This window comes from Fodinicola acaciae, from assembly GCF_010993745.1.
GTDB lineage: Bacteria > Actinomycetota > Actinomycetes > Mycobacteriales > HKI-0501 > Fodinicola > Fodinicola acaciae.
On the sequence record NZ_WOTN01000004.1, the window covers coordinates 975,433 to 1,001,924 of the forward strand.

At 63.1% G+C, this 26,492-nt stretch carries 15 protein-coding genes and 2 pseudogenes; 12 read left to right on the forward strand and 5 right to left on the reverse strand.

Annotated features, from left to right (window positions below; translation table 11 throughout):
• The first annotated feature begins 85 nt into the window (after positions 1-85).
• Positions 86-346 carry an ABC transporter ATP-binding protein gene (locus tag GNX95_RS40115; protein ID WP_246281925.1) on the forward strand — a complete coding sequence of 87 codons (261 nt, stop codon included), beginning with the start codon at positions 86-88 and terminating at the stop codon, positions 344-346.
• A 49-nt stretch (positions 347-395) separates the two neighbouring features.
• Here the strand turns inward: GNX95_RS40115 and GNX95_RS40120 are convergent, their stop codons facing one another.
• Positions 396-989 (reverse strand): hypothetical protein, encoded by a 594-nt coding sequence (locus GNX95_RS40120; protein ID WP_163513257.1) that lies wholly within the window; start codon positions 987-989, stop codon positions 396-398.
• Between the two features lie 701 nt (positions 990-1,690).
• Here GNX95_RS40120 and GNX95_RS40125 point away from each other — a divergent pair.
• Positions 1,691-2,617 carry an aminoglycoside phosphotransferase family protein gene (locus GNX95_RS40125; protein ID WP_163513259.1) on the forward strand — a complete coding sequence of 309 codons (927 nt, stop codon included), beginning with the start codon at positions 1,691-1,693 and terminating at the stop codon, positions 2,615-2,617.
• Positions 2,618-3,148: 531 nt separating this feature from the next.
• Complete coding sequence (locus GNX95_RS40130) at positions 3,149-3,709, forward strand: hypothetical protein (RefSeq protein ID WP_163513261.1); 561 nt, start codon at positions 3,149-3,151, stop codon at positions 3,707-3,709.
• Positions 3,710-4,070: 361 nt separating this feature from the next.
• Here GNX95_RS40130 and GNX95_RS40135 read toward each other — a convergent pair whose 3' ends face one another.
• Positions 4,071-4,820 (reverse strand): hypothetical protein, encoded by a 750-nt coding sequence (locus GNX95_RS40135; RefSeq protein WP_163513263.1) that lies wholly within the window; start codon positions 4,818-4,820, stop codon positions 4,071-4,073.
• A gap of 284 nt (positions 4,821-5,104) precedes the next feature.
• Positions 5,105-7,165 (reverse strand): protein kinase domain-containing protein, encoded by a 2,061-nt coding sequence (locus GNX95_RS40140; protein WP_163513265.1) that lies wholly within the window; start codon positions 7,163-7,165, stop codon positions 5,105-5,107.
• 234 nt (positions 7,166-7,399) lie between these two features.
• Here GNX95_RS40140 and GNX95_RS40145 point away from each other — a divergent pair, with 234 nt between their 5' ends.
• The 4 genes from GNX95_RS40145 to GNX95_RS40160 all read left to right on the forward strand — a co-directional run bounded on the left by GNX95_RS40145 (position 7,400) and on the right by GNX95_RS40160 (position 18,981).
• Positions 7,400-8,179: an FHA domain-containing protein gene (locus GNX95_RS40145; RefSeq protein ID WP_163513267.1), complete on the forward strand. Its 780-nt coding sequence runs from the start codon at positions 7,400-7,402 to the stop codon at positions 8,177-8,179.
• Positions 8,180-10,019: 1,840 nt separating this feature from the next.
• Entirely contained in the window at positions 10,020-10,949 is a 930-nt protein-coding gene (locus tag GNX95_RS40150; protein WP_163513269.1) for a hypothetical protein, read from the forward strand.
• A 497-nt stretch (positions 10,950-11,446) separates the two neighbouring features.
• The gene (locus GNX95_RS40155; protein WP_163513272.1) at positions 11,447-17,800 is read left to right on the forward strand and encodes an RHS repeat-associated core domain-containing protein; all 6,354 of its coding nucleotides are present in this window, start codon (positions 11,447-11,449) and stop codon (positions 17,798-17,800) included.
• Positions 17,801-17,922: 122 nt separating this feature from the next.
• Positions 17,923-18,981, forward strand: coding sequence for a Dyp-type peroxidase (locus tag GNX95_RS40160; RefSeq protein WP_163513274.1), 1,059 nt, complete (start codon positions 17,923-17,925; stop codon positions 18,979-18,981).
• A 367-nt stretch (positions 18,982-19,348) separates the two neighbouring features.
• Here GNX95_RS40160 and GNX95_RS40165 read toward each other — a convergent pair.
• Positions 19,349-19,513 (reverse strand): annotated as a pseudogene (locus GNX95_RS40165) (IS110 family transposase); the annotation flags it as partial.
• Positions 19,514-19,815: 302 nt separating this feature from the next.
• On the opposite strand from GNX95_RS40165, the pseudogene GNX95_RS42850 reads away from it, so the two are divergent.
• Together GNX95_RS42850 and GNX95_RS40175 are read left to right on the forward strand one after the other, a co-directional pair.
• A pseudogene (locus GNX95_RS42850) lies at positions 19,816-20,984 on the forward strand (IS30 family transposase).
• 853 nt (positions 20,985-21,837) lie between these two features.
• Positions 21,838-22,461, forward strand: a complete 624-nt coding sequence (locus GNX95_RS40175) for a C40 family peptidase (protein WP_163513276.1) — start codon at positions 21,838-21,840, stop codon at positions 22,459-22,461.
• 522 nt (positions 22,462-22,983) lie between these two features.
• Here GNX95_RS40175 and GNX95_RS40180 read toward each other — a convergent pair.
• Positions 22,984-23,703 (reverse strand): CPBP family intramembrane glutamic endopeptidase, encoded by a 720-nt coding sequence (locus GNX95_RS40180; RefSeq protein ID WP_163513278.1) that lies wholly within the window; start codon positions 23,701-23,703, stop codon positions 22,984-22,986.
• Positions 23,704-24,198: 495 nt separating this feature from the next.
• On the opposite strand from GNX95_RS40180, the gene GNX95_RS40185 reads away from it, so the two are divergent.
• Genes GNX95_RS40185 through GNX95_RS40195 form a run of 3 tightly spaced genes read left to right on the forward strand, consistent with a single transcriptional unit; the run spans position 24,199 to position 25,927 of the window.
• A complete protein-coding gene (locus tag GNX95_RS40185; protein WP_163513280.1) occupies positions 24,199-24,573 on the forward strand; it encodes a hypothetical protein in 375 nt (124 codons plus the stop codon).
• Positions 24,528-25,292, forward strand: coding sequence for a sensor histidine kinase (locus GNX95_RS40190; protein WP_163513282.1), 765 nt, complete (start codon positions 24,528-24,530; stop codon positions 25,290-25,292). Before GNX95_RS40185 ends, GNX95_RS40190 begins: the two co-directional genes overlap by 46 nt.
• Positions 25,289-25,927, forward strand: coding sequence for a response regulator transcription factor (locus GNX95_RS40195; RefSeq protein ID WP_163513284.1), 639 nt, complete (start codon positions 25,289-25,291; stop codon positions 25,925-25,927). Before GNX95_RS40190 ends, GNX95_RS40195 begins: the two co-directional genes overlap by 4 nt.
• Positions 25,928-26,492 lie beyond the last annotated feature (565 nt).

A 26,492-nucleotide genomic window follows, 5' to 3' on the forward strand; every position in this document is an offset into this window, starting at 1 on the left:
CTCGTCGTCAACGATCGAATAGACCTATCCAATTCAGCAACTCGGAATACCGTACGTTCCTAGTTGTTTGTGGAACGAGCGTGCGGTGCGGGCTGAGCTGGAGCTTGATGAATTCGCTAAAGCCACGCCACGCGACACGGCAGCGACGCCGTCGGGCTGCCGCTTCTATCCGCGTTGCCGATACGCCGAGGACATCTGCCGCACCGAGGAACCCCCGCTGGTCGACAAGACCGGCCGTGAGGTCGCCTGCAAGTTCGAACCTCGCCGCTTCCGCCTACAGCCGGTAAACCTACCTCAGCTCTTCAGATCGCCGGCAGCCACTCCGACTTGGTCTTCGAAGTTCTGATGGCGCTCGCGAAGAACAGATACGGCGAGCATTACGGCTCGCAACGCGTTCACAGGTGTGTCTGCTGCTTGTTGACCAGATGCACGGTCGCATGCCGGTTCAACGCACTAGGGACAGCAGTACTGTCGTCTGACCGGAACTCTTCAAGGACGCGAACCAACGGCATGTTGACGGCCCCGATGCGTGCATAATATGGGGCATTTCCCAGCTTCTCCGGAACCTTCCGCCATCTCCGAAGGCTCTTGACCTCTGTTTGCAGTAGCGCGTCGATAACGTTGACCGCACCGCTTTGAGCAGGAATGTATAGGCCCACTGTCAACGCCGTGACGGCCTGACCGAGGGCCTCGACGTACATCCGCGAATCGTCTGACCTGCAGTCAAGAAGCGTTGCCCGACAGTCGATCAGAATCTGGTCCTGGTACTCCACGAGCACCTTGTCGACGCCGCCTTCGTCCGCGTGAACCAGCGCCTTAACCACCTCGACCGAAGGCACCCACACCATCGGCATGCCGCAGGCGGCAGGATTCAACGCAGCGTGGCAGTCTTCGGCGTCCAATCCCTGCCAATTTGGTGCCAGGTTGAGGACCTTCTCGTCCAGACGGGCTGAGATGTGCGCGAAGGCGCATGCTAGCTGCGCCGTCATCGCCGCCGGGAAACACCGGCGAGAAAGTCATCGACTGCGTCAGACCGACAAGCGGACTACGGGGCCAGCGCTGCCTGTCCCAGAGTCCGAAGAGATCAAGACCAGGCCGGGTGATGGTCTGGATGAGCTGCATCAATGGCGCGTTCGCATTGATCGGCATCAGGTGGGCGGTGAGATGGTCTTGAAGCATCCTGGGTGGAAGAACAGCGGCGGCCAGGGACTGCGCGAAGACAGTCTGCGTTTGCATCCGCAACATGTCGGACAATCCCGGCGCCACCGAGACGACCAGGTCCTTCGCCGGAACCCTGCCGAGCTGGGTCCAATCAATGCCAGCTGCCGAGTTGCGGGCATCGAGGCCAACCATTCGAACACTCCAACTAGTTGTCCTGCTGGCGCGGTGTGTCCGCGCCACTCTAGTGTCGCCGATCCTTCTGCAACTTCGAGCTTCCGCCGCGCCGGAACACTACGAGCGCGCGCTGAATGGACTCTCCTGCCACTGAGCGAGCGGCTGTGACTGTGAGCTGTGTCTGTCACCTGATGTGAGCGGTACTTGTCACTGGCTGACATTCCGGAGCTGGTCAAGCCAGGCGCTGTTGTGGTGCAGGAGAGTGAGCTCACGGCCCGTCGTACGAGATCGTCAACGGCGCGTGTGTCATCGTGGTCGCTCAGTATTCAGGGGCGACACGGGAGGTGTTCATACGGTGCCAGAGCTGGCCGAGAGGGTCCTGCGCTGGGTGAGTGCCGCGGTGGGAGGCGGCGCTGGAGTTGCTGCGGTCACCGGTTTACGGCAGGGAGCCAATCCGTGGTTGTTGAGGTTCGAGCCGGGCGGCCGTGTCGAGGCGGCCGTACTGCGGCTCGGGGACGCCAGTGATCCCGTCTATTGTCAGGCGTTCGCGACCGAGGTCGCGGCGCTGCGGGTTGCTGGCAACCACCCGTTGCCCGCGGCCAGGTTGATCGCCGCAGATCTCGACGGTTCCGCAACTGGTGTCCTGGCGGTGCTGAGCACCGTCCTGCCCGGGCACAGCCGGATCCCATTGGTCGCCTCCACGGAGCGGCTGCAGGACCTGGGGGCCACCGCGGCCGCACTGCAGGCGGTTCCGCTGGCGCCTCGGGCCGCTCTGCCGCTGCGGACCCGCTCGATCGCGACTGTGGACTTCGCGGCCCAACGCCGTGAGAAGGGAACCACGGCGTTGCTGACGGCTGCGGAAGAACGTCTGGAGCAGCTTCCCGTGCCCGGCGGGCCGACGGTCTTCGTGCATGGTGACCTGTGGTTTGGGAACACCCTGTGGTCCGGTGACCGCTGCACAGGAGTGGTTGATTGGGACTGCGCCGGGGCCGGTTCGCCGGGTATCGACCTCAGCGCGGCGCGTTTCGACGCGGCACTGATGTTTGGGCTACCGGCCGCTGAGCAGGTGCTGGAGGGGTGGCAGCGCGCCGCTGGCCGACCGGCGGAGCGGGTCGCCTACTGGGATGTCGTTGTGGCGTTAGGCACCCTGGCTGATATGGCGTTCTGCGTTCCGGCGCTCCACGACCAGGGCAGATCAGACCTTGACGCCGGCATCCTCGGGCAACGGCGGGACGCGTTCCTCAGCACGGCACTGAGCCGGCTCGACGCAGACGATCAGTAAGCCGGTGATCGGGGATCGACACCACCATGGACGGCGCCTGTGACAGTTAGCTCTCACATGTGACAGATATCCCTCACAGTCACACTGACTTGGCCCAGTTTACCGGTGGAGTGCACGTATTCGACCTCGTCGTATTCCTGAACTGGCTCAGTGTGAGGCCAATGCGCGCTCATGCCGATGAGCGGACGATTTCCGTTCCGTGGCACGACAGATGGCGTACGTCAGTTCCTCTGGGAGGTGACATCCCGGGTACGGACAAAGGCGTGCGCTCAGCCAGATCCGACAACCCGGGCCGCTCAGGAACACCTGGGCAGGAGGTCTCCTTGCCCTACCCGACACGGAGAGTGTACGCGTTTCCGTATGAATCGCCAGTAACCGCACACGCGGTGTGATCATGTCCCTTGGTGCATCTACCAGTGCGACGTAGAGCCTGGCTTTTTATCCAGTCGCGACAGGCATGTTGCGTTAAACTACGGCTAGCCAGGGCTTCACCGCGGAACGATCTCCGGCTGTCTCTCGTTCCATGTCTGGGTGCGTGTGCATGAGCTGAACCGTCGCGATCCTCAGCAGCTCGAGGCAGGCGAAATGGAGTTGTATGTGAACAAGGCGCCGCCTCCGGTTCCGCGACCGGGCGATTTTCGGCTGACATCGCGACCGGCGCCGTCGCACAGCATGCCTCACACGGGGTACTGGCCGCATCGGGAGGTGACCAGGACCAGTTTGCGTGTGGCCGTTGGCGTGACGATCGGCTCGACGATCGCCATTGGCTTGTGGGTGCTCTGGATGCGTCTCGCGGACATGGTGGCGTATCGGGCACCCTACGGGCACTGGCTCTGCCAGATCGACGCCGGTGGAGTTATGGGCGACCCGTTGCTGACCACCATGGTGGTTGGTCAGAGGTTCGAGCTGCTGGTCGTCAGCTTCGGCGTCGTGGCGCTCATCGCGTTGGGAACGGGGCTGCGGGGCTGGCGGAGCTGGCTCTGTTTGGTTGCGGCCGTCGTCATCATTTCGTTGGTGACCTGGGGTTATGTGGCTGGGATCGACAGTCTGATAGCGACGCATGGCCGCTACGAGGTACCGGAATGTCCATGACGGCGTCGGCCGGTCGCCGGGTCACCCGGAGGCTAGGCGACGTCGCCGACTGGGCGCTGCTCTACCCGCGGTACTTCGGCGTTGCCCCAGAGCGCGTTCACACCAACGAACTGAGCCTGATCGACGTAGCGTTCGAGCGACAAAGTCTAATTACGGCGTAGCGACCGACGAGGCCGCGCTGCTGGGTCCCCGGATATCCGACCACGGACTCGCTGTTTCACATAGCGCATTTTTCGGCGCGATTACGGTGAATACATATCACCCGCTGTGGCGCCATCCGGCGAACGCAAAATAGACCAGAAGTGGCCGAGCCCGCCTCGATTCTGCTTTACGTATCGGCCGAATATCTCCCGTACCTTGTCTACCGGCGCGCCATTGACGAAAATCTGCAGGATCGAGTTCCGCAGGGGACTGCACTCCAGAACGATTGTCCGGTCGGCGGTGGCACAGCGTTCGGGGAGCCGCACCACAAGTCGACGCCATACACGGTCGGGTCGATCGCCAAGCCGTCCTCGCCGATGTCGTCCGGTGACTGGATTGTGGCGGCGATCCAGCGCTCCACTGCGACGAGTCGTTCGTCGCGTGGTGGAAGGGCGCCAGTGGCGACCAGAATGCTGCGCAGGTGAGCCAGCGTCTTGCCTGCTGGTAGCTCATCGAGAACCTGGTGGTCCAGTGGCCGGTGGTCGTGTCGCAGGGCGGTAAGTAGTCCGGCGACTTTCGGGCGCGCGAGCCAGTTGTTGGCGGTGTCCGGCCGCTCGACGCCCATTAAGGCGTCGTGGAGTGGGTTGAGGCCAGAAGAGATGACGCCGTTCTGATCGCCGAGCAGGGTTCGGGCCCGCATGTCGAGGGCGCAGCGCGGACATGGAGCGTTGCCGAGCTGCCAGGTGGTTCCAAGGCTGGTAACGACCTTGGGCTGATCGGTCTTGATGGAACTGTTGTCGCACCCAGACCCTTCCGGGACTGGCGGGCAACGCCGAATGCCGGCGGTGAACGGCGTCGGTGAGCCGTGTGCGGGAGAACCGCACGCACGGTTCGATGGGCGGGGACTGGAAACGGAGCAACCGGCCACGGACACGAAGAAGAACAGCCCTTGCCGGGAAACCGGCGGCATCAGATGGCTTCGTGTCCTATCGCCAGCAACTGCTACCGCGCCAGTCCTCGACCCTACACGGATCGAGGCCGGTACGACCTCAGGCTTACGGCCGCGGCACATGACGAGCCGCTGAGCGTACGCGGGCGGTGGTGATCTGCTCCTACCGTCATCGCCATGACCCGTATTCGGTTTCTGCTGATCGCCTGCCTGGCTCTAGCGTCAACGCTCGGCCTGCAGGCTTCGTTGCATTTCCCGGAAATCCTGCTCGATCCGACCTCTTTCGCCACTTCGCTGAGCTTGGTCTATCTTTCTGTGGTGTTGGTGAGGATGGTTTCGATGCCGGTCCAGCCGCTGCCGAATCCTGGCGTGCAGGTGGTGAGGGTGGTGCCTTTGCTGTTGTTCGGGCAGTAGCGCAGGCCGTCGCCGTCGATGTCGATGAGGCCGGCGAGTTGATTGTCGGTGATGTCGACGGTGCGGAGCTGACTGGTTGGTTTCAGGCCTAGCGGAACGTTCACGCACGAGGTGAGCGGGATGCGGTTCGCGCTTTGAGCGATCTGGTTGATGCAGGTGCGGAACCCGCTGGTGCTAGGCATTGTGCCGATGACGTCGAGGAGACCGTCTCCATTGACGTCGGCAAGGAATATTTTGCTGTCTTTTTCCCATCCGCCGCCGATGGGTACGCCGGTGCTGAAGGGTGGGCTGTGGCCGGAGTTGTGGAAGTAGAACATGGTGCCGCGTGTGTCGGTGGTGAGAAGGTCGGCGCGTCCGTCGCGGTCGAGGTCGCCGGCGGACACCTGCGTCGCGCTGTTCCAGTTGGCCCCGCCGCCGTCTTCGCAGCCAACGAATGGGCGGTGGTCGGGGTTGACGGAGGCATTGTTGGCGCAGTAGATGAGTTTTCCTGAACTTGCGGAAGGGTCGATGCCGAGCAGGTCTGCGCTGCCGTCACCAGATACGTCGGCGAGCATTATGCGGAAATTGCTGAACCAGCCGTTGCCTGTGTAGATGCGTTCGTCGAGTAGTGGCGCCTGGGGGTTTGTCGGCCGGAGGTTGCGGTAGTAATAGAGTTGGCCGTCCATGGTGACAGCGAGAAGGTCGGTGACGCCGTTCCCGGTCATGTCGGCTTCCAGTATGTGACGGTAGGTGTCCCATCCGTCCTGACTGATATCCGTGCACGTGTCGAACGGCACGTGATTGGGTTGGGTTTTGGTTTGGTTTGGGCAGTATCGCAACCCGCCGTCGGTTGTGATCGCGAGTAGGTCTCCGACGCCGTCTCCGGAGTAGTCGTTGTCGGCGCGAGCACGCGGTCCTGCGATCTTTGCCTGACTGATTGTGTTGGTTGCTATGGAGGGGGTGTAGGTGAGTAAGGCCGGGACGAGGAAGGCTGCGCTGATGATCAGTGCGGTACCGAGGGCGATGGTGCTGTTGGTGATGTGGGGATGCCGTTGGAACGCACGTCTGATCGGGCGGGTCGCGAGGCCGACGGCGCCGCGTACGGCGGCTCGGCGCCGGCCGTGCCGGATGGCCTTCTCGAATGCGCTGGCGAATGCGCCGCAGGAGGGGAATCGGTCGGTCGGCTGTGGACTCATCGCCTTGCGGACGACGTTGTCGACCGCGGTCGGCAGGTCGGGTCGCCAGTTACGGATCGGCGGTGCAACCACGTGTCGTTCACCGGATTCTGGATCGGTGGTTGGTGCCTCTTCGCCGGTCAGGCAGCGATAGATCAGTTGGGCGAGCGAAAACTGATCACCCGAGGGGGTCGCGTACGCGGGTTCGTCCAAGTTGCCATATTCCGGTGCCGTGTATCCAGGTGTGCCGGGGGAGCGGCCCGGGCGGGTCAGCCGGGGATCGGCTTGATCCACGGAGATGCCGAAGTCGCAGACAAGCGCGTGTTCGGTCGGAGGCTCACCGGAGATGAGGACGTTCTCGGGTTTGATATCGCGGTGGACGATCCGCTTGCTGTGCATGTAGTCCAGCGCCGAAGCGACCTGCGAGACGAGGTGCGCCAGTCGCCTCGCGTTCAGTTGTTTTTCTTCGCCTAGCACGACGGCGAGGCTCTGCCCGGCGACGTACGGCATCACCAGGTGTACGGGTTCGCCGCTCTGCCAACTGCGCAGGCACTGCACGATGTTGCTGTGGGCCAGGCGTCGCCCGAACTGGGCTTCCCGGTAGAACCGGATTACCTCTGTCTTGTCGGTGGTCAGATGCGGCAGGAGGAACTTCACCGCCACCCACTGGCCAGAGTCGCGGTCGTATGCCTTGTATACCTCGCTCATTCTGGATGCGGCAGGGTGTTCGCGGAATTCGTAGCGCGGCAGATGTGCGAGCAGATGCGCTGTCGCTGCCGGCGGAATCGTGTCACCCACGACCTGGCCACTCCCCGATACCTCGATAGTCAGCCACATGATGTCCGCACGACCCGACGGCGTCGACGTGCGGACTCACAGAGAATAGTCGAGTGGATACTGATCGCGTACCTGGAAGGGGCGGCTCTCTGGTGCTTGAGGAGCCAAGCCCTGGGGTGTCAAGTCCTGAACTGGGAGGGGTCCCATTTCGGGTGGGTTAGCCTGATGTCAGGTCGCATCGAAGGAGGCCAGATTATGGGTGGCCTGGTTGCCTGGCCGTTGGAGGCCTCGACACCAAGCCTGGCCGCGGCGGTGCCGGACGCGCCTCCGGGGTCGATCGTGACGTTGTCCGCCGAGGGCGGGTACGTCGCGACACCACGAGAGTTCACCCTGGTGTTTGGCCGGGAGAGCGAGAATGTGCATGTGCCGATCGGTGCCGACGACCGTCACGTGAGTCGCCAACAGGGGGAGTTCACGTTCGACCATGGGAAATGGTGGATGCGCAACCTTGGCCAGTTGCCTATCCGGCTGCCGCGCGACCGGATGCTGTTGAAGGGCCACGGGATGCCAGTGCCAGGAGGCTACCTTCCGCTGCTGATCGGCGCGCCTGGTGAGCAGGAACACCTGTTGGAAGTCCGGATCGTCACGCGGTCGCGCGAGGCCGCATCGAGTGCGTCTGGAAGAAAGACGCTGGGGTCGCCCTACGACCTGAGTGAAAACGAGCGGCTGGTCCTGACCTCGCTGGCGCAGCGTTACCTGCGCGGAGAGGAGTACCCGCAGCCCGTGACCTGGGGAACGGTGACCGACGACATGCGTCAAATCGTCCCCGACGTGACGTGGATTTCACGCACCGTACAGAACGTCGTGGAGCGTGTCCGCAGGCGACTGTCCGATAAGCCGTACTACGTCCGGGGCCTTCGCGCCGAGGAGATCCAACCTCCGCTTGGGAACACACTCAACGTGAATCTCATCCGCGTATTGTTGGAAAGCTCGACCCTGTTGCCGGAGGATCTGTCCGAGCTCCCCAGCGACTGACCGCTGAGGCACAGGACGAGTTCAATGAATATTGGCGACAGTCGATGAGCACGGGTCGAAGCGACAGAGGGCCATCGCCGGCCGAGACACCTCGTGTCAGTGCGCCTGTGAAAGCGCTCTTCGATGCGCGGTCTGCGCGGCATCAGTCGGTCGTACCAGGAGGTAAGTCAATGTGGCGGCGTATGGTGTCGTGGCTTCTCGCCCGCGGAACGCAGCCGCCTCCGACGATCGGCGGCGAGGGTCGGAGGGTAGAAGAAGTCCACGTCTCCCATGTCGCGGATACCCCTCCTCCCAACAATGCCCAGGTGTTTGGCGCTGTCAACTTCCTGAGTGAAGGCGCAAACCTGGCAAGCGATTGCCGAGTGTTTCTTCACCCTGCCCCACCTGGGCTTGACGCCGATCAAGGGCGAATGTTCCTGCTGCAGTTCCTGTTTCAGCGCGAACGAAACGGAACGCTCAGGCCTGGGATTACTGAACGTATGGATATAGCTGAGATTGAAATATCAGAGTACGGCGAGGTCACAATGGCAGTCGTCTACCGCTAAGCGCGTCAGTTTCTGGAAAGCACACTCTGACCTGATCGCTGAACAGGCTCCGTGCGACGGGACGGGAGTCGACGTCATCGGTAACGACGAGGTGGCTACTTGTGTTCGAAGAGAACCAAACGCCTCGAAAATGAGGCGAGGTCTATGGTGCTGTGCCTCGGGCAGCGGACGCGTTCGAATGGCGTTGACATGGAGCCGCGGCTGGGCCGCGCGCTTCTTCCTGATGGGGGACGCAACGGTAGTTGTCCGCCGGGTGCTGATGGCCTGGAACTCGCGTTTCCAACCTCTACAGGAGTCAGCGATGAACCGTGGTGCTACCGAGGATCGGGATGCCGTCGACCTCCACCCGGAGGGTGAACCTCATTAGTCGGTTGCCGTTTTCGCGAACGGTACCCATCCCGCCATTGCCAGCAATAGCAGCGGTCGTGGTTGGTCCGCTACTGCTTTCCGCGGGGTTAGCGACGTGGCTTTTGGTAGACATCTCCAGAGTTCCGGCGTCCCTGCTGTTGCAGCTGATCTCCACAGCAGATCCCGTCCGTTCCAGGTGCATCGAAGACACGAAGTGATCGCCGTCGAAAACGATATCGGTGGCACCTGCAACCTGGATCTCACGGGCCTCCCTGTCGACAGGCGGCCGCGTTGTTACCGTCCGTGGCCGGCTGCCACGTGGGAGGCAGCAGCGCGGTGGGCGAAGGGTTATGCGCTGGGCTCGCGGTCGCTTGGGCCGTCGGATGAGCAGGTGCGGAGCCACAGCCGCCGCCCAGGAGCGCCGGGTCCCAGCATCGTGAGCGCCACGCCAGCACAGCACGTCGAGACGGTGCTGTGGACAGGCGCGAACCTAGCGTTTTTCACTGAAGTTCGTTGCTCATCGACGGTCATAAGGTCGCTATATCGGAAACTGCCGGGACCGGTCGCGATTCGGACATTTCAACCCTTGCGAGGCTAGGGTCGCGGCGTGTATTGGGAACATCGTCGTGCCGTGCGGGCACAGGCAGCGGATTCGCCTGCCAACAAACATGGCTTGCAGTTCAGATTGGATCGATTCGGCGGTCAACCGAGCGCGGCCCCAGCCTGCGAGCAGAAAAGAATGCGCCACCGCAGATCCTCTACGACGGGCTGGCAATGTGTGCGTCCCAGCGTCCACCGGGGCAGACCAAGACGAGCCGCAGCTTGAGGACCGCCGTGGATATCGGTCTGCCATCGCTGAGACGAGGCGGTAATTGTCCGCTTTGGGAGCGGTCCGGCCGTGGAGGTGAAAGCGTCGATGACGGCGGCGTCCCATCGCGGTAGACCGGATGATCGCGGCCGGCAGCCAATGGCCCAATGTCTCGGAGGGACCGAACGTCATGTCTGAACTGGGAGCAGGAACACCGAATGGCGCCAGCGTGGAATCCCGCGGTACCCGAATCTCCGGGACAAGAATGCCCGCTACGGCGACGATCGCCGGCATCCTGTGGGTGTTGAGCGGGTTTTCCTACCTGTGGGTCGCTTCGAGCGGACACCAGCTCGTCGCGGCCAGGGACGCACAGTATGGGGATCAGGGCGGAACGGCCATCGGGGACCTTATTTTCGTCCTCTTCGTTGCGGTGGCGATCACTACATTCGTTTCGGCGTATCTATTTTTCAGCGGGAAGGACACGCGAATCGTTTTGAGCGTGGTCGCCGCTTTCTCGCTCTGTGGCTTCTTTGGGCTACTTCTGACGATACCGGCCATCATTCTTCAGTGGACCGGAAGTAGCAGCCGGTGGCTGGAGGCCCGGGCGGAGGTTCGGCGCATCGCGGCTGGAGGTAGCGTGACGCCGCACACGAGTGAGGCCTCCTGGCCCGCTGAGATCGACCAACGGGTACGAGAGGTTCCGAGACTCGTCATGTTGAGAACCGAATCTGTACGAGAGGTGATTGTCACTCTGTTCGACAGGGTTGCTCCCAGCCTCACCGCCTCTCCCACCACCTCGTGGAAGATCGAGCAACCCTCTTCTAGAAAGGTGTTGTCGGGCGAGCTGCGCGAGGTGGCCGAAGCCCTGAGTGGGAAACTCGATGCCGACGCTCGCCGTCCCGACCATCTTGGCTTTGAAATCGGCATCGAGAGCCGTGACGAATGCAGCATCGGATACGTAGAGTCGGTGCGCTCGGCACCGTCTGGCGATGCTGCAAGTAGAACCTCGTACCGGATCGCATTCACAGGCGAAACGTTTACGCTGTTCGGGGATTTGCGACAGAATTAGTGACGCACTCCCTGGCTGTGGCCCATTCTGCGGCGCGTATGCTGGCGATCGACGATGGCCTGGACACATGAGATTGGTGCGCTGCCGGAACTTCCCAGAATTCTAGGAATTGTGCGGATCGGGGCGAAGGTCACGGTCTGGCAAATACGATCCGGTGATGGGCCGGCTGGCCTGTTGAGCCAGCGATGTATTTGGTAATTATCGTGTGAAATTCCTCTTTCGTCGGCGAGGTTACCTTGTCTCACCACATTTCGAAGCGGTTATGGATGTTGGCCGGCGCCGTTGTGTTGGTGTTGGTCGCGGCCTCATTGGTGGCTGTAGCCATGGGACACCAGTCGGCCGGCCCAGGCTTGCTTCCAGGAGGCTCTCCTGGCGGCTCGGTACCGAGAGTGTCCTACGCCTACGATGCGGCGGGCCGACTGGCAGGCGTGTCACGGGGAACCCGAGCGGGTGGCGCGGCCGTTTCGGCGCGGTACGGCTATGACGCGGCGGGAAACATGACCGGTGTCGAACGTTCGGCATCGTATGCGCCGTCGGTGATGGGTGTGACGCCGACGCGTGCTTCGACAGGCTCGCCGGTGACAATCTCGGGCACGGGATTCATAGCGTTGCCGGCGGCCAATACGGTGACATTCAACGGAGTTCGAGCCACCGTCACAGCCGCGACAGCTAGCACATTGAGTGTTGTTGTGCCGCAGGGCGCCACGACCGGCGCGGTTGATGTGTCGACCTCGACCGGTAGAGGCGTAAGCAACCAGCCATTCGTGGTGCTGCGGCCTACGCCGCGGCTCGCCGTGACAAGCGTGAATCCAGTCACCGGCCATGCGGGAAGCACGATAACCATTACTGGTTCTGGATTTGAAGCGACCCCGACGGGCAACGCCGTCGCGTTTGGGTTGACTCGGGCCCGGGTGATCGCGGCGTCGCCGTCGCGATTGACGGCGGTGGTGCCGGATGCTGCGGGTTCAGGGCCGATCACGGTCGCGACGACCAGCGGCGCCAGCGTGACCTCGGCCGCGGACTTTGTCGCGGTGCCACGAGGCTACGACATGGCGACCGTACAGGTGGGCCCGAGGTTGGTCGCGGACAGTACACCTGGGCGCATCGATCTGGACGCGGGGAAGGTCGGGTTTTTCCGATTCTATGGTATGAAAGGTCAGCGACTGAGCTTGGGTTTTACCGGCTCCACATTCAAGGGCGACTTCCGTGTCGCGCCGTTCACTCCGTACGGCGCGCCGTTCGCGCGGGCCGAATATGACGCGCCGCGGTCGGGAAAAGACCTGGACGGTAGTTATGAGTTGCCGCCGCTGCCGACTACCGGCATTTACCAGATCGCGGTCGACGCGATCGATCGAGGTGCCGGGTCGGCGCAGGCCTGGCTGTCGGCCCGGAAAACCGGTGCGGTCGGCGCCAATGGCGCACGGCGGCCGGTGAGGTTCGACCGTCCTGGCCAGCAGACGGAGTTAACGTTGTGGGCGTCGGCCGGTCAACATGTCGGACTCGGATTCACACCTCTGGGCGCGCGTAAGCTCGCTGGGATTGGCCTGGCTGTGCGTGACCCGGATGGAGCGCCGGTTCCGTGGGATCTGCAGGCAAACACCGTCGCCGGGACGAAAGGGCTCGACGGTAGTGGCGGGTTCACCTTCACCGCGTCGCGTACGGGACCGTACAAGGTCGTAGTCAATTCATCCGACGGCAATCTCGGCCAGATGGCGGTGATCGCATCAGTGGCCCGCGACGTCGGTTCCATCGATCTCCGTAGGGGAAAATCGTTCAGTATCAGCCGTCCTGGACAGGGCGTCATCCTGACCTACGACGGTATGGTCGGTCAGCGACTGAGTCTGGATTTCCCAAACTGGCGGTTCGCTCACGACTCCTACGTTACCGTGCTGGCGCCGAACAGGCGGCCGTTGTGGTCGGACGAAGCGGTGGGCAACCATGTGGACATTCCGATGTTGCCGGCGACGGGGAGATACAAGGTCTTGGTCAACCCGTGGTCATCGACTGGGTCAGCCATTGCGCTGTTGAGCCCGCGCCGGGAGGCCGGCACGGTGTCGGCAACCGGTCCTGCCGCCACTGTCGCGTTGTCTCGACCGCAGCAGCCGGTTGGGCTGGGCTTTTCGGCCAGTCGGGGGAAGGGACTAGCCTTCGCGGTCAGCAATTGGACCTTGCCTGCACGTGCGAAGATCCGAGCGCTTCTCATCAGCCCAGAGGGATCTGTTGAAGAGTCACTCGATGACGTCGGATCGCATTCCCTTTTCTGGTACACGCCGACGGCGACCGGCCGTCATGAGCTCGTGCTGATGGCACAAGACGCCAGCAGTGTCGGATCGGTCGCGATCACCTTGTCGAACGGGCGTGAGGGCGGCACTCTGCCGATCGGCTCGACCCGAGTGATGTCCGTGGCGCGGCCGGGACAACAGACCCGGTTCACCTTTGCGGGAACGGTAGGTCAGCGGCTGACGCTCGGCGTAGCCTCATCCACCGTGGCCGCCGACGCGCGCGTCATCTGGGAGACGGGAAGCCCGGACCGCGCACTCGTTGTTGACGCGTCGGTCCCCGAGAGCGGACTCACGATCGGCCCTCTTCCTGGTTCTGGCACATATGAGGTCAACGTCTATCCACTCGGCGGCCCGGGAGTTGCAGCCGTCACGCTCAGCTCAGCCCGTATGGCCAGTGCTCGGCCGGCCCTTTATCAGCAGCGAAGCGGAAATGATCAACCGATCAGCCACACCCCACATCGGATTCTTCCGCCATCCAAGCCATCGAGGCCCGGCGCCGGCAACGCGTGGACGCCCGACAATCGAAACTTGGCCGGCGCCGATTGGAACACCCACCTGCCGGCGACGGGGGATGCGGGGCCCGTGCCCCTGCGAGCCACGAGCGGTGCCACCGCACTCTCAGGAATCGTCAAGACCCTCGACGGTGCGCCGCTGCCAGCAGTGTCGGTCTCGGCGGGCGCCACTCGTACGACGACCGATATACAGGGCCGGTTTCTTTTGGGCCTACCGGCGGGCCATCATGTATTGCGCGTGGACGGAGCAGCAGCCAATGGGCCGGGTCGTCGGTTTGGGCTCTTCGACATCGGTGTCGATGTCGCCGCCGGTCGTACAACGGTACTGCCGTACCCCATTTGGATGTCCACATTGGACGTTGAACATGTCGTACGGTTCGCCGCTCCGGCTACGCGAGAGGTGGTGATCACCACTCCAGCCATACCGGGATTGGAGGTGCACCTGCCCAAGGGCGCGGTGGTACGTGACACGGCTGGTAAACCAGTGACTTCACTGGGAATTACTGCGATTCCTATCGACCGTCCGCCGTTTCCGTTGCCGAACTCGCGGGTTCCGGTCTACTTCACCGTCCAGCCGGGGAGCGCGTACGTGTTTCCAACTGGCGCCCGGGTCATCTATCCGAATTACACACATGCACGTTGCGGCGCGGTGATGGACTTTTGGCACTACGATCCTGCCGGACGTGGCTGGTTCGTCTACGGACACGGAAAAGTCACCTCGGATGGCCGCCAGGTGGTGCCAGACAAAGGCACCGAGGTCTACCAGTTCACCGGCGCGATGCTCATCCAACCCGCCGGTGCCGCGCCACCTCCGACGGGGCCACCGCCTGGTGGCGACGCGACCGGCGCCGACCCGGTTGACCTGGCGACCGGATTGATGATCGGATCCCAGACCGATCTACGCCTTGATGACACGGTGCCGATATCGGTCAGCCGCACCTACCAGCAATCCGACACCAGTCAGCGGCCGTTCGGCACCGGCTACAACCTCGACTACAACATGTATCTCTACTCAAGCAAGCAATGGCTTGATGGGCAGCTGATCCTGCCTAATGGCAGTCGTATCACCTATCACCGCACGACCACCGGCGGCACCGCGGATGCCGGCTATCGAAACGCGGTGTTCGCTGCCGACCCTACCCCAACCCCATTCGCTGGTTCGGTGTTGGCGTGGAACGGAGATGGGTGGGACGTACGGCTACGTAACGGTACGACGTACGTGTTCGGTGAAGAGGCGCCGTTGCAAGCAGTCCGCGACCGCTACGGCAACACAGTCACCATCACCCGCGCACCCGCATCGCCCGACCCCGACGGCGTGACGCGCGCCAAAGGCCCTATCACGCAGGTCACGTCACCGCACGGCAGGTGGATCCGGTTTTCCTACGACATCAGCGAACGCATCACCCGAGCCGAAGACAACCTCGGCAGGGCGATCGCCTACGTCTACGACGGCACCGGACACCTGAGCACCGTCACCGATCCCACCGGCGCCGTCACGACGTACACCTACAACAAGAACGGAAAACTGGCCACCATCAAGGACCCACGCGGCGCCATCGCGCTGTCCAATGTGTACGACACCGCCGGCCGCGTCGCCCAGCAGACACTTGCCGACGGCAGCACCTACCGGATCGGGTACAGCACCGGCGCCTGGGGCGCGGTCACCGCGACCACACTGACCGACCCACGCGGCATCCGTCGCCGTGTCACCTTCAACGGTGACGGATACTCGACCAGCGACACCCGTGCATACGGCACCGATCTCGCTCAGACCACCGCGATCGTCCGGGACCGGAAGACAAACCAGCCAGTCGCGATCACTGACGCACTGGGCCGCACCACCCAGCTGAGCTACGACCCCTTCGGCCACGTGATCGCCCGCACCGACATGGCCGGCACCGATCAAGAACGCACCGAACGGCACACCTACCACGGGCCGTACGACCAGCTCAGCCAACAAACCGACGCGCTCGGGCGAACCACCACCTACCGATACCGAGGCGCCGCCCTGTCCGCGATCACCGATCCCTTGGGCCGCACCACAAGGCTTGCCGTCGGCAGGGACGGACAGCCCACCTCCATCACCGACAATCTCGGCGACACCATCACCTACGGCTACCTGCTCGGCGATCAGGCCACCATCACCGACCCACTCGGCCACACATCCCGACAGGTCGTCGACGGAGCCGGTCGCGCCGTCGTTGCCATCAATCCGATCGGTGCCACCACCAGCAATACCTACGACCAAGACGACCGAACCATCTCGACAACCGACCCGCTGGGACAGATCACCCGATACACCTACGACACCAACGGAAACCTCACCCAAGTCACCGATCCCCGCGGCAACTCCACCACCAACACCTACGACTCGCGCAACCGACTCATCCGCTCGACCGACCCGCTCCGCCGCAGCTGGTCCTACGGATACGACCGCAATGGCAACCGCACCGCTGTCACTGACGCCCGCGGCAGGCCAACCCGATACGGCTACGACGCACTGGACCGGATGACCTCCGCCCGCTACGACACCACGCACGGGACACCGGAGAGCTCAATCAGCTACGCGTACGACACGGGCAACCGCATCACCGCCATCAACGACTCCACCGGCCCCAGCCTCACCTACACCTACGACGCATTCGATGACATCGCGCGCGCCAGCACCGGGGGCTCAGCATTCACCTACAGCTACGACAACGCTGGACGACGTACGGCGATGTCGGTTGGCCGAGGCCCTTCCGTCTCCTACAGCTACGACGCGGCCGACCAACTGACCGACCTCACACGTGATGGAGACACGGTGGCGATTCGTTATGACGGTGCGGGCCGACGGTCCGCAGTGAGTCTGCCCAACGGAATTACCCAAAACTACCGTTATGACACCTCTAGCCGGCTCACCAGCATCGCCTACCAACGGGATCAGGTGCGCTTCGGCGACCTTCGCTACAGCTACGATGCCGCCGGCCAACTCACCAGTATCGAAGGCCGACTTGCCAATGTAAGCATCCCTACCACGCAGGCTCCCGCCACCTACGACGCCGCCAACCAGCTCACCGCGCACGGGACAACGCACCTGACCTATGACGCGAACGGAAACGTGACCTTCGACGGTCGCACCAAATACAACTGGAACGGTCGTAACCAACTCGCGGCCACCGCATCCGGCGCCATGGCCACGCGGTACACATACGACGCACTCGGCAGGCGCACGAGCAAGACCATTGGGACATCGAAAACCGGCTACCTGCACGACGGCCTGAATGTCGCACAAGAACTCACCGGTGCCACCCCCTCCGCAGTCCTGCTCACCGGCGGCGTCGACGAAGTGTTCGCTCGCACCAATGGAGACGGAACGCAATCACTGCTCACCGACGGGCTCAACAACACGATAGGAGTCGCCGACGCCTCCGGAACCGTGTCGGGCATGTACACTTACCAGCCCTTTGGCGCCACAACAGTTACGGGCCGCGACGGCGGAAACCCCACGCGCTACGCCGGGCGTGATGACGACGGAAATGGTCTCTATTACTACCGATCCCGGTATTACTCCACCACCAACCAACGATTCCTCAGCCAAGACCCGATCGGCTTCGCATCAGGCGACACCAACCTCTACGCCTATGTCGGAAACCGGCCAACCGGCTATCTCGACCCGCTAGGCACAGACCCACAACCAAACGAATCGGAGCAAGCCAGCAGCAACCGACAAACCTTCACCTTCGACAGAGAGACATGGATGGAGCTTCAAGACCGCACCGGTGGAAGCCCACCCGAAAACGCCACGGAACCACCGCTAGCCACCAACCGCTGGCGAGACCTCAATCTAATCCGAACCTGTGACTGCATCAGCGGGAGCCTGGCGCCGGTAAGAGGCACCACAGCGGGGATCTCGCCGAGCGAAGAATTTATGGTCGAAAAACATCTCTCCTGCAAGTACCCGCAGCAACTCGGCTTCCGGGAATCGGCAAGAGGAGTCAGGGGTGCTGAGGCACTCATGGTACTTATCAAACTCATTGACGCCTACCACACATTTAGAAAGCCATTCGACAAATGACCGCGCGGCAACTTATGTGCCTGCACAGCGAGCTGAGAGGACAGTGAATGCACAGGCGAACAGCTCTGCGGTGCGGGCTGGTCACCGCAGCGACGGCAACGCTCACTACTGGATCGGCGAAGATGGCAATCCGGGACGCGGCCAGAAAGATGCCGAATCACCAACCTGGCATCACCTCCGTACCGCCGCGAACGGCTCTCTTCATTGGAGCCGATATCACGCCGGGCGCATTGGAGCATGTCTTCCGTGCGGCCAACCTCGCGACGCCAGACGCTGAGGTCACCATCGCGGTCGGCGCATCACTTTTCGACCGTCGCTTCGGCCTAGCGAAGCAACGTCCACGCCAACTCACGACAATGCCCAGCTTCCCCAACGACCTACTCGATCCAGCACAGTGCCACGGCGACCTTCTCCTACAGATCTGTGCGGACAATCCACACGCTGCGGAAGCCACCTGGTGCCAGATCAGTGCCGCGGCCAAGAGTCGGCTACGAGAGCGATGGCGCATCGACGGCTTCCGCGACCAGAACACCATCGGGACAACAGGACAGTGCAAGACCCGAGACTTGTTCGGCTTCCGCGAGGGCGCCGGCAACCCGGACACAAACAACCCCGGCGTCATGAACCAATTCGTCTGGACAGCCAATGATGGCAGCGAACCCGACTGGGCGGCTGGCGGCTCGTACCAGGTAATACGGCGGATCCAATTCGCCCCCACACTGTGGGCGTCCGAGCCACTCGAGCGCCAGGAGGCGATCATCGGGCGCCGGAAGATCGACGGAGCACCTCTGGGCCACGACCACGAGGACTCACCATTCGACTACGCCAACGATCCGTACGGCCGAACAATCCCACTAGACGCCCACATACGACGGGCCAACCCACGCACCCCACAAAGCCAATCAAGTCGAATCCTTCGCCGCGGCTACTCATATCGACGCGGTACCGAACCCGAGGGGAACCCCGAGGAAGGGTTGATCTTCGTATGCTTCCAACGCGACCTGCGTTCAGGCTTCGAAACAATCCAACGCAGACTGGTCGGCCAGGCCCTCGACAGGTATATCTTGCCGATCGGCGGCGGTTATTTTTTTGCTCTACCTGGTCGAACAAGTGAGACCAACGACTACGTGGGCCGACCTCTCCTGTCGCCTGACAGCATAACCAATCGACGTGCACGTTGAACGAAAGCCGGTCGGGCGGCGCCAGCCGTCGTCGGGCGATCCGGCGTCGGCGCCCCCTGGATCAACGACAAACAGCAGCGATTCAATGCTTCCCGGCCCGGTCCAGGTCACCCGCCCTAACAAACACGCGTGGCTTCACGGCTTTCACGTCGACTTCGCCGGCTTCGGAGAGAGTGGCGGCGCGCCGCGGCAGGCCCAGATGCCGGTGCGGAAGATCGCCAACATCAACGCCGTGGCCGAGTATGTGTCGACGCTCTCGTACGTGAATCCCAGGACGGTCGGCTATCTGGCCGTGTGCGCGAGTGCGCAGTACGTGCTGGCCGCGATCACCGGCGGCGGCGCGATCTCCTCGTTCGTGAGTGTTGCCGGCTGGTTCCAGGCTGGGAAAGACGCTGGTCAGCATGTCCCGCAGCCGGTTGATCATCCGCACGCGATCGGCGATCAGGTCCGCCCGATGCCCGGTCAAGACCGCAAGATTGCGGACCAGGTCGGTGTCAGCATCGATGACCGCCAAGTCCTGGCGCAGGCGCGCGGACGACTCGTCGAAGGCGCCACCATCCACGGCTGGAAAGCCGCCCTCGGCGCACTCGCCGTGGATCGCGAATCTTCGACTTGGCGCAGCCAATAACCCTAGATCTGAATAGCCGTATCCGTCCATGATGGGCTTCATTATTTCGTGCAGAGGATGTTCACCAGGCCTTGCGGGCAGCGAGGGAACGGACGTCCAGTGTGAAACCGCGTGGTTACTTGTCGGCGGCGGGTGAAAACTGACCCGGCGTGGCACTTGGGTTCTAGGTCTCGTCGCAACACTTCATGATCAAATAGGGAGTGTTGATGGGCAGGCGCGGACGCAAGCGCAGACTGGTGATCGAGGCGGAGTACTGGCGGCTGCTGGCCTCCGGTATGGGCACGGCTGAGGCGTGCGGGCAGCTGGGGATCGGCCGCAAGACCGGGTACCGATGGCGGGCGGAGAATGGCGGCCTGGCCCCGCTGACGCTGCCGGAGCGTGCGCACTCGGGCAGGTACTTGTCGTTGCTGGAGCGGCGGAGAATTGCCACCCTGCGCCGGGACGGACTCACCGTCCGGGCCATCGCGACCGCGCTTGGACGTTCACCGTCGACCATCAGCCGCGAGCTGAAACGCAACACCACAGCTGACGACCGGTCCTACGACGGCGACCTGGCACACGCCCGGGCACGCGAGCGAGCCCGTCGACCACGCCGCGGCCGCCTCCTTGCCGACACCGAGCTTCGGGCGCACGTGCAGTCCAAGCTCGAACTCGAGTGGAGCCCGGAGCAAATCGCGGCATGGCTGCGCACCGAATTTCCCGACAAACGCACCTGGAACCTGTGCCACGAAACCATCTACAGGGCCCTCTATCTGGGCGGGCCCGGCGGGCTCGATCGACAACTGACCAAGCGGCTACGCACCAGCCGACCGTTGCGCAAACGCCGCCGACGCCCCGACCAGCGCCGCCCACGATTCACCGTCCCGGGCACCCCGATCAACCAACGCCCGCCATCGTCACCGAACGAACCCGGATCGGCGACTGGGAAGGCGACCTCATCGTCGGCCGAAGCAGCCGCTCGGCGATCGCCACCGCGGTCTGCCGCACCAGCCGCTATGTGAAACTCATTCACCTCCCGCACGGCCACTGCGCCGCCGCGGTCGACCACGCCTTAACCGCGTCATTCGCCCCGTTGCCAACCACTGTTCGCCTGACGCTGACCTGGGATCAAGGTTCGGAGATGGCCCACCACGACCGAATCGCGCAGCACTTCAGCGAGGGTGTGTACTTCGCCTTTCCCGGCTCGCCCTGGCTACGCGGCACAAACGAGAACACCAACGGACTGTTGCGCCAGTACTTCCCCAAGGGCACCGATCTATCCATCCACAGCGCGGAAGAACTGCAACGCATCGAGCAACGGCTCAACGACCGCCCCCGCAAAACCCTCGGCTGGCGCACCCCAGCCGACATCTTCACCGCCGCTTTGACACCATGACCTAACAGCAACGTTGCGACGATCACTGGAATTCACCGTTCGATCGCATAGCAGGGTCGCGTTATAAGTTTCTTGGCGACACGGGCCGATCGCTGCACTTATCGGCTGCACTAGAGCCGGGCTGCAGGCCGGCTGATCCGGTGCTTGACCTTGATCTCCTGCATTTCAGTCATAAGTCGTCAATCGCCGTCTCTGTTGAACTCACACGCCGGTAGGCCGATTCTATCTAGCGTCGCGGTTGATCAAGGAGCCGCCTCATGCGACGGATCAGTCCGCGTGACGCGCAGCGCGAACGCCGGCACGGTGGCGCATCTGTCGGGGCGGGGCCGCGCGAAGGCGCCTGACGGCTTGGCCCGGCGGCGAGGGTGACCCCTTCCGCATCAACGGCGTCCAGATCGAGTCGTGGCTCCGCTAAAGGAGCGGGGCTCGGAATCGCGGACAGCGCTGCCGTATTCCTGAGACATCTCCGGCGGCAAGTAGGTCTCTCCGCGGCCTCTTTACTTCTCAATTCTACGTTGGAGTGAACCTTGTCGAAGATTGCAATTTTCATTGCCTTCCCGGTTCTTCTTGTGTTTCTGATCGCTACAATGATTTCCGGTCTCCTAGGAATGGGTGGCGACGCTGGTGTGTCGGCGTGTACGCCGATACGGCCAGCGGAGCTGGGCAGTAGCGGGATTACCGAGGAGATGTTCGGGAACGCGGCAACGATCGTTCGGGTGGGGCAGCAGATGCGAGTTCCCCAGCGCGGGTGGGTGATCGCGGTGGCGACAGCGATGCAGGAGTCAAGCCTGATCAATTCGCCTGATGGTGATCGGGACTCGGTCGGATTGTTTCAGCAGCGCCCGTCGCAGGGGTGGGCTCGGCTGAGCAGCTGCACGATCCGGTGTATGCGTCTCAACAGTTTTATAAGGCTTTGCTGAGGGTTCCTGGGTGGGAGCAACTGCCGCTAACGGTTGCTGCGCAGCGGGTCGAACGCAGCGCATACCCAAACGCGTACGCGAAGCACGAGGCGATTGCCGCGCGAATCGTGACTGCGATCGCGACGGCCATCTGCGCCGCTGCCGGGCCATTCGGACAGCGCGTCGTCGAGTTCGCGTCGCGATGGCTCGGCAAGGCGGGCTACGACTGGGGAGCCGGCGACTTCCATGGCCCGACGGGAGGGAACTTCGACTGCTCGGGTCTCACGCTGTATGCGGTATATCAAGCCAGCGGTGGGAAGATCCGTTTGTCGCACGCGGCCAGCGGTCAGATCTCGTTCGGCACCACGGTGTCCCGGATACAGGCTGCACCTGGCGATCTGATTTTCTTCCACGATCGTGGCGATTCGTCATCGTACTACCACCATGTCGGCGTATACCTCGGCCAAGGAATGATGATCCATGCCCCCGACTACGGCCAGCTTGTCGAGAAGTCTCGAGTATTCGGTGTGAAGTATTGGGAATCGCAAGACATCCGGTTCGTACGCTACGGCTTGTAGGTTCTAATCGTATCTGTCGCTTGTCTCATCGATCTGTCGCCTAAATGTCGCTTGCGACAAATTGGTGAGACGGTACGGCGTGTCGAGGCGTCCGGCGAGTCGTGCTGCTGGGACCCTTCGGTATGGCGTCGAGTGCTCGTCGGCGGGTCGAGAGCGTAGCCGTGCACTATCGCCGCGCGGACGACGTCGTGGTGGACACAACTCTTGATCGAGTTGCCGTCGATGATGTTGTTGCCGGCCTGCCTGTGAGGGAGTTTCGATCTTATAAGGGCAGGCGCCACTATTCCGGCCGGTACGGTCCGCGACGATCAGCGGCCTGCTGGCGTATGAGAGCCGCTTGGAATTAGCGCGGATTGTGTTGGCCGACTTTGATCGAAACGTTGTCGCGATCGCGTCGCAGCCGTTTCAGTTAGTAGGCGCGGACGGAAACCGTACGCGTTCGCGAGCAGTTGGCAGTTCCAGACAGTTGCCGCGCAACAGGACAGGCGAGACGCTTGGAGCAAACTCGGCGAACGGGAGTCTTTAGCCGTTGAGCATCAGCGTGATGGGCAACGCCGCGCCGAGGACGGCGTTAGTGATGAAATGCGCCGTGATCAGCGGGATCAGTCGCTGCTGTCGGTGGTAGATCCAGCCGCTGACCAGACCCCAGCAGAAGAACGACACTCCGAAGACGATCATGCCGGCGGCGCTGAAGGCGTACAAGGTGTGCTGCAGGCCGAAAGCCACGGCCGGCAACGCGATCGCGAGCGGCGCGCCAACGCTGGCCACGAGTCGCTGTTGCGCGTACGCGCGATAGGCCATCTCCTCGACGATCGGGTTGGTGATGGCGAAAATGACCAGGTTGGCGACGAAGACAGTCTGCGGCAGGGTGAAGACCGCGCCGGCCTGGGAAGCCTCGCCGACAAATGTCTTCTGATACATGGCGGAGAATTCCGCGGCGGTGTGTGGCTGGAACAGCAGGATGGGCAGGAGGCTGGTCACCAGCCAGAAAATCGTGGTCAGCACGAACAGCCAGAGCACCCCCCAGCAGATGTCGGCCACCAGCCGCTCGCGGCGATAACCGACGAGCTCGCGAAACCGGGTCGGTTCGCGACGCAGCGCTGATCGCAGCATCAGGACGGTCACGACGTTCAGCAGGTTGATGACGCTCTGTGCGATCAGAATACCGACGGTCAGTCCGTACGGACGGCCTTGGAGGGCGAATGTGGCAGTGACCGTGCCGACGATGGCGAACAAGATCACAAACCGGCCGTAGCTGATAGCCAGAGGCCAGCCAGGGCCGATCCCTTTGGCGGCCAGGTCGTCAAGACCGTTGCGATTGGCGAGTTGCTTCACAGTGTCATCGTCACCACGAGGCGTGCGTATCACACGGTCCCGAGGGTGGAAATTCCCTCCACCTAGCGGGATGGGCGATCGCGCCGCCGAGGCTCTGGTGAGGTTGATCCTTGCAATCTGGCCGCGGTCCGCGCGTCGGTGTGGTTGGGAAGCAGATTGAGGGAGGCGAGTGAAAGGGTTTGCCAGATCAGCTCGGTGACGAGAAGCCCAGGATGCGGTCGACGTCGCGGAAAAGGTCGCGACCGACGACGAGACGCGGGGGACGAGACGCGGGAGATGAGACCCAGGAGACGCGGCGCGGGAGATCCTGGCCGTCATCAACGAGGCACCGCCTCCGCGGGTGGACAGCGGCTCCACCCGCGCTCCGATGGCGGTCGCGGCACCGGAACGCATACTGGAGCGATGAAACGTCCGTACGTCGGCTGGCTGCTGGCCGGAGCTGGCTACGCGTACGGGCTCTTCGCCGCCAGCACAGCGGTGCAGCCAGTTCTGCAACGACTGGGCTGGCCGGGCCTCGTGCTCCTGTGCTGCCTGAGCGCGATAGTCGGCGGCGCTTATTGCCATGCCATGACTGGCGTGCACTCCGCTTGGCGGACCGCGGCGGCGCTTGTCAGCCTCGCTGCGGCACTGTGGATCGGCGCGCTGGGACCGTTTTACAGCCCGCTCGGCTTCACCTATGTCATTCTCTCTGGATCGCCGCGTTCCGGTTGCCACTGCCGGCCGCGATCGCCGTGGTCGTCCTCGATGCGCTCGGGATCACCGTCGAGTATCTGCTGATCGGCACCGTCGACTACGGCCTCATTTTCGGGATGGCGATGGGCACGTTGGCCCTCGGCGCGTTCGCGATCGTGGTCCAGTTGCTGATCGCCGCCCGCCGGCAGAATGAGATCACCGCCCGGGCCCGTGCGCAGGCCGCGGTCCTGGCCGAACGGCAGCGGTTGGCCCGCGAGATGCACGATCTGCTGGCGCACACGTTGTCAGCACAGGTCGTCCATCTTGAAGGTGCCCGGTTGCTGCTTGAACACGATCGCTTCGAGCAGGCCAAAACGCAGGTGGCGCGGGCCGTACGGTTGGCCAGGGACGGCCTGAGCGAGACCAAACGGGCGCTGGAGGCCCTACGCGGCGATGATGTCCGGTTGGCCGACCGACTCGGGGAGTTGGCCAGTGATTTCCACGGAAACTGCGAAGTCCACGTCGTCGAGCCGGAAGGACTGACCGTGGAAGCGCAGTGGGCCATCCTGCGCACCGCGCAGGAAGCTCTCACCAACGTACGAAAACATGCCAGCGGTGCCCGGATTTCGGTCATCCTGCGGCGAAAGGGGGCATCGTATGAACTGGAGGTCGCGGACACCGGCGGACAGCCCGGCGAGCTTTCCGATGCCGGCGGCGGCTACGGCCTGACCGGCATGCGAGAGCGGGCCGAGTTGTTGGGCGGTTCGCTCGACGCCGGGCCGAACGGTGCCGGCTTCCGGGTACGGCTGACGGTGCCGGCATGACCCGGGTTTTGGTGGTGGACGACCAAACCGTCGTACGCGAGGGGCTCGTCCTGATCCTCGGGCTGCTGACCGATGTCGAGGTCGTCGGCACCGCATCCGATGGCGCGCAAGCACTCCGCCTGGTCGCCGAACATCGGCCCGACGTCGTGTTGATGGACCTGCGCATGCCACGGATGGGCGGGGTAGAGGCGACCCGCCGGATTCGCAGCGAATTCCCGGACATCGGTGTCGTGGTCCTAACGACGTACTCCGACGACGAGTCGGTGCTGGCCGCATTGCGCGCCGGAGCACGCGGATATCTCACGAAAGACGCATCGCCGGAAGCCATCGGTCGCGCGATCGCGGCCGTACGGGACGGCACCGCGCAGTTCGATCCGCGCGTCCAGCGCCGGCTGGCCGACGCCGTCACGGCCGTCGTGACGCCACCGCCGGACGGCCTCACCGGCCGCGAGGTCGAGGTGCTCGCGCTCATCGCCGGCGGCCAATCCAACGCCGAGATCGCCGCCGAGCTCGTCATTTCGGCCGCGACCGTGAAGACGCACATCAACAATATTTTCGCCAAAGCGCGGTTGCGTGACCGCGCGCAAGCCGTCGCGTACGCCTTCGCCCACGGTCTCGCCGAACCGAAGAACTGATCCAGCAGCTTGCCCATTGACCGTTCGGAGTCATGCCGTTACCGCGAACGCGCATCGCTCACGGGCGCTTGCGACCAGCCGATCGACTGTCGTCTTTCCGACCGCAGGCGGACCTGTCAGCACCACAACACGCATACACCAATCATCCATAGCGCAGCCTGAAGGCCCCGGGACCCTGCTGATCACCCTGCCCGCGATCACCGGCATCATCGGTGTTCCGGAACCGTGCGAGCCAGGACCATGACGGCACCCGACGAAGCGCCCGAAAGAAACTGAACAAGTCAATGAAACGGACCAGGGCAAAACGATGAGAAAAGCCTGCGAAATACTGGAACCATATCCGCTACGGAGCCGGAGCGAGGTCCAATGAGGAAATGGACAGAAAGATGAGAAAATTCGTAGGACAAGACGATGAGACACCTTGCGAAGTCCCTGGTCAGCGACGCTTACTGAGACAAGTTCCGCGAGAACCTACAGCTGATGTAGCTTCTCAAAAGAGATGACCCATTCTCAAAAGAGTTGTCCATGATTTGTCCCATGGGACAAATAGATGAGAATCGTTTGG

Bases quoted from the DNA above. Each gene is read 5' to 3' on its own strand.
- GNX95_RS40120 (WP_163513257.1), bottom strand. From the start codon at position 989: ATGACGGCGCAGCTAGCATGCGCCTTCGCGCACATCTCAGCCCGTCTG.
- GNX95_RS40135 (WP_163513263.1), bottom strand. From the start codon at position 4,820: ATGCCGCCGGTTTCCCGGCAAGGGCTGTTCTTCTTCGTGTCCGTGGCC.
- GNX95_RS40145 (WP_163513267.1), top strand. From the start codon at position 7,400: ATGGGTGGCCTGGTTGCCTGGCCGTTGGAGGCCTCGACACCAAGCCTG.
- GNX95_RS40150 (WP_163513269.1), top strand. From the start codon at position 10,020: ATGATCGCGGCCGGCAGCCAATGGCCCAATGTCTCGGAGGGACCGAAC.
- GNX95_RS40155 (WP_163513272.1), top strand. From the start codon at position 11,447: ATGACCGGTGTCGAACGTTCGGCATCGTATGCGCCGTCGGTGATGGGT.
- GNX95_RS40160 (WP_163513274.1), top strand. From the start codon at position 17,923: ATGGCAATCCGGGACGCGGCCAGAAAGATGCCGAATCACCAACCTGGC.
- GNX95_RS40185 (WP_163513280.1), top strand. From the start codon at position 24,199: ATGAAACGTCCGTACGTCGGCTGGCTGCTGGCCGGAGCTGGCTACGCG.
- GNX95_RS40195 (WP_163513284.1), top strand. From the start codon at position 25,289: ATGACCCGGGTTTTGGTGGTGGACGACCAAACCGTCGTACGCGAGGGG.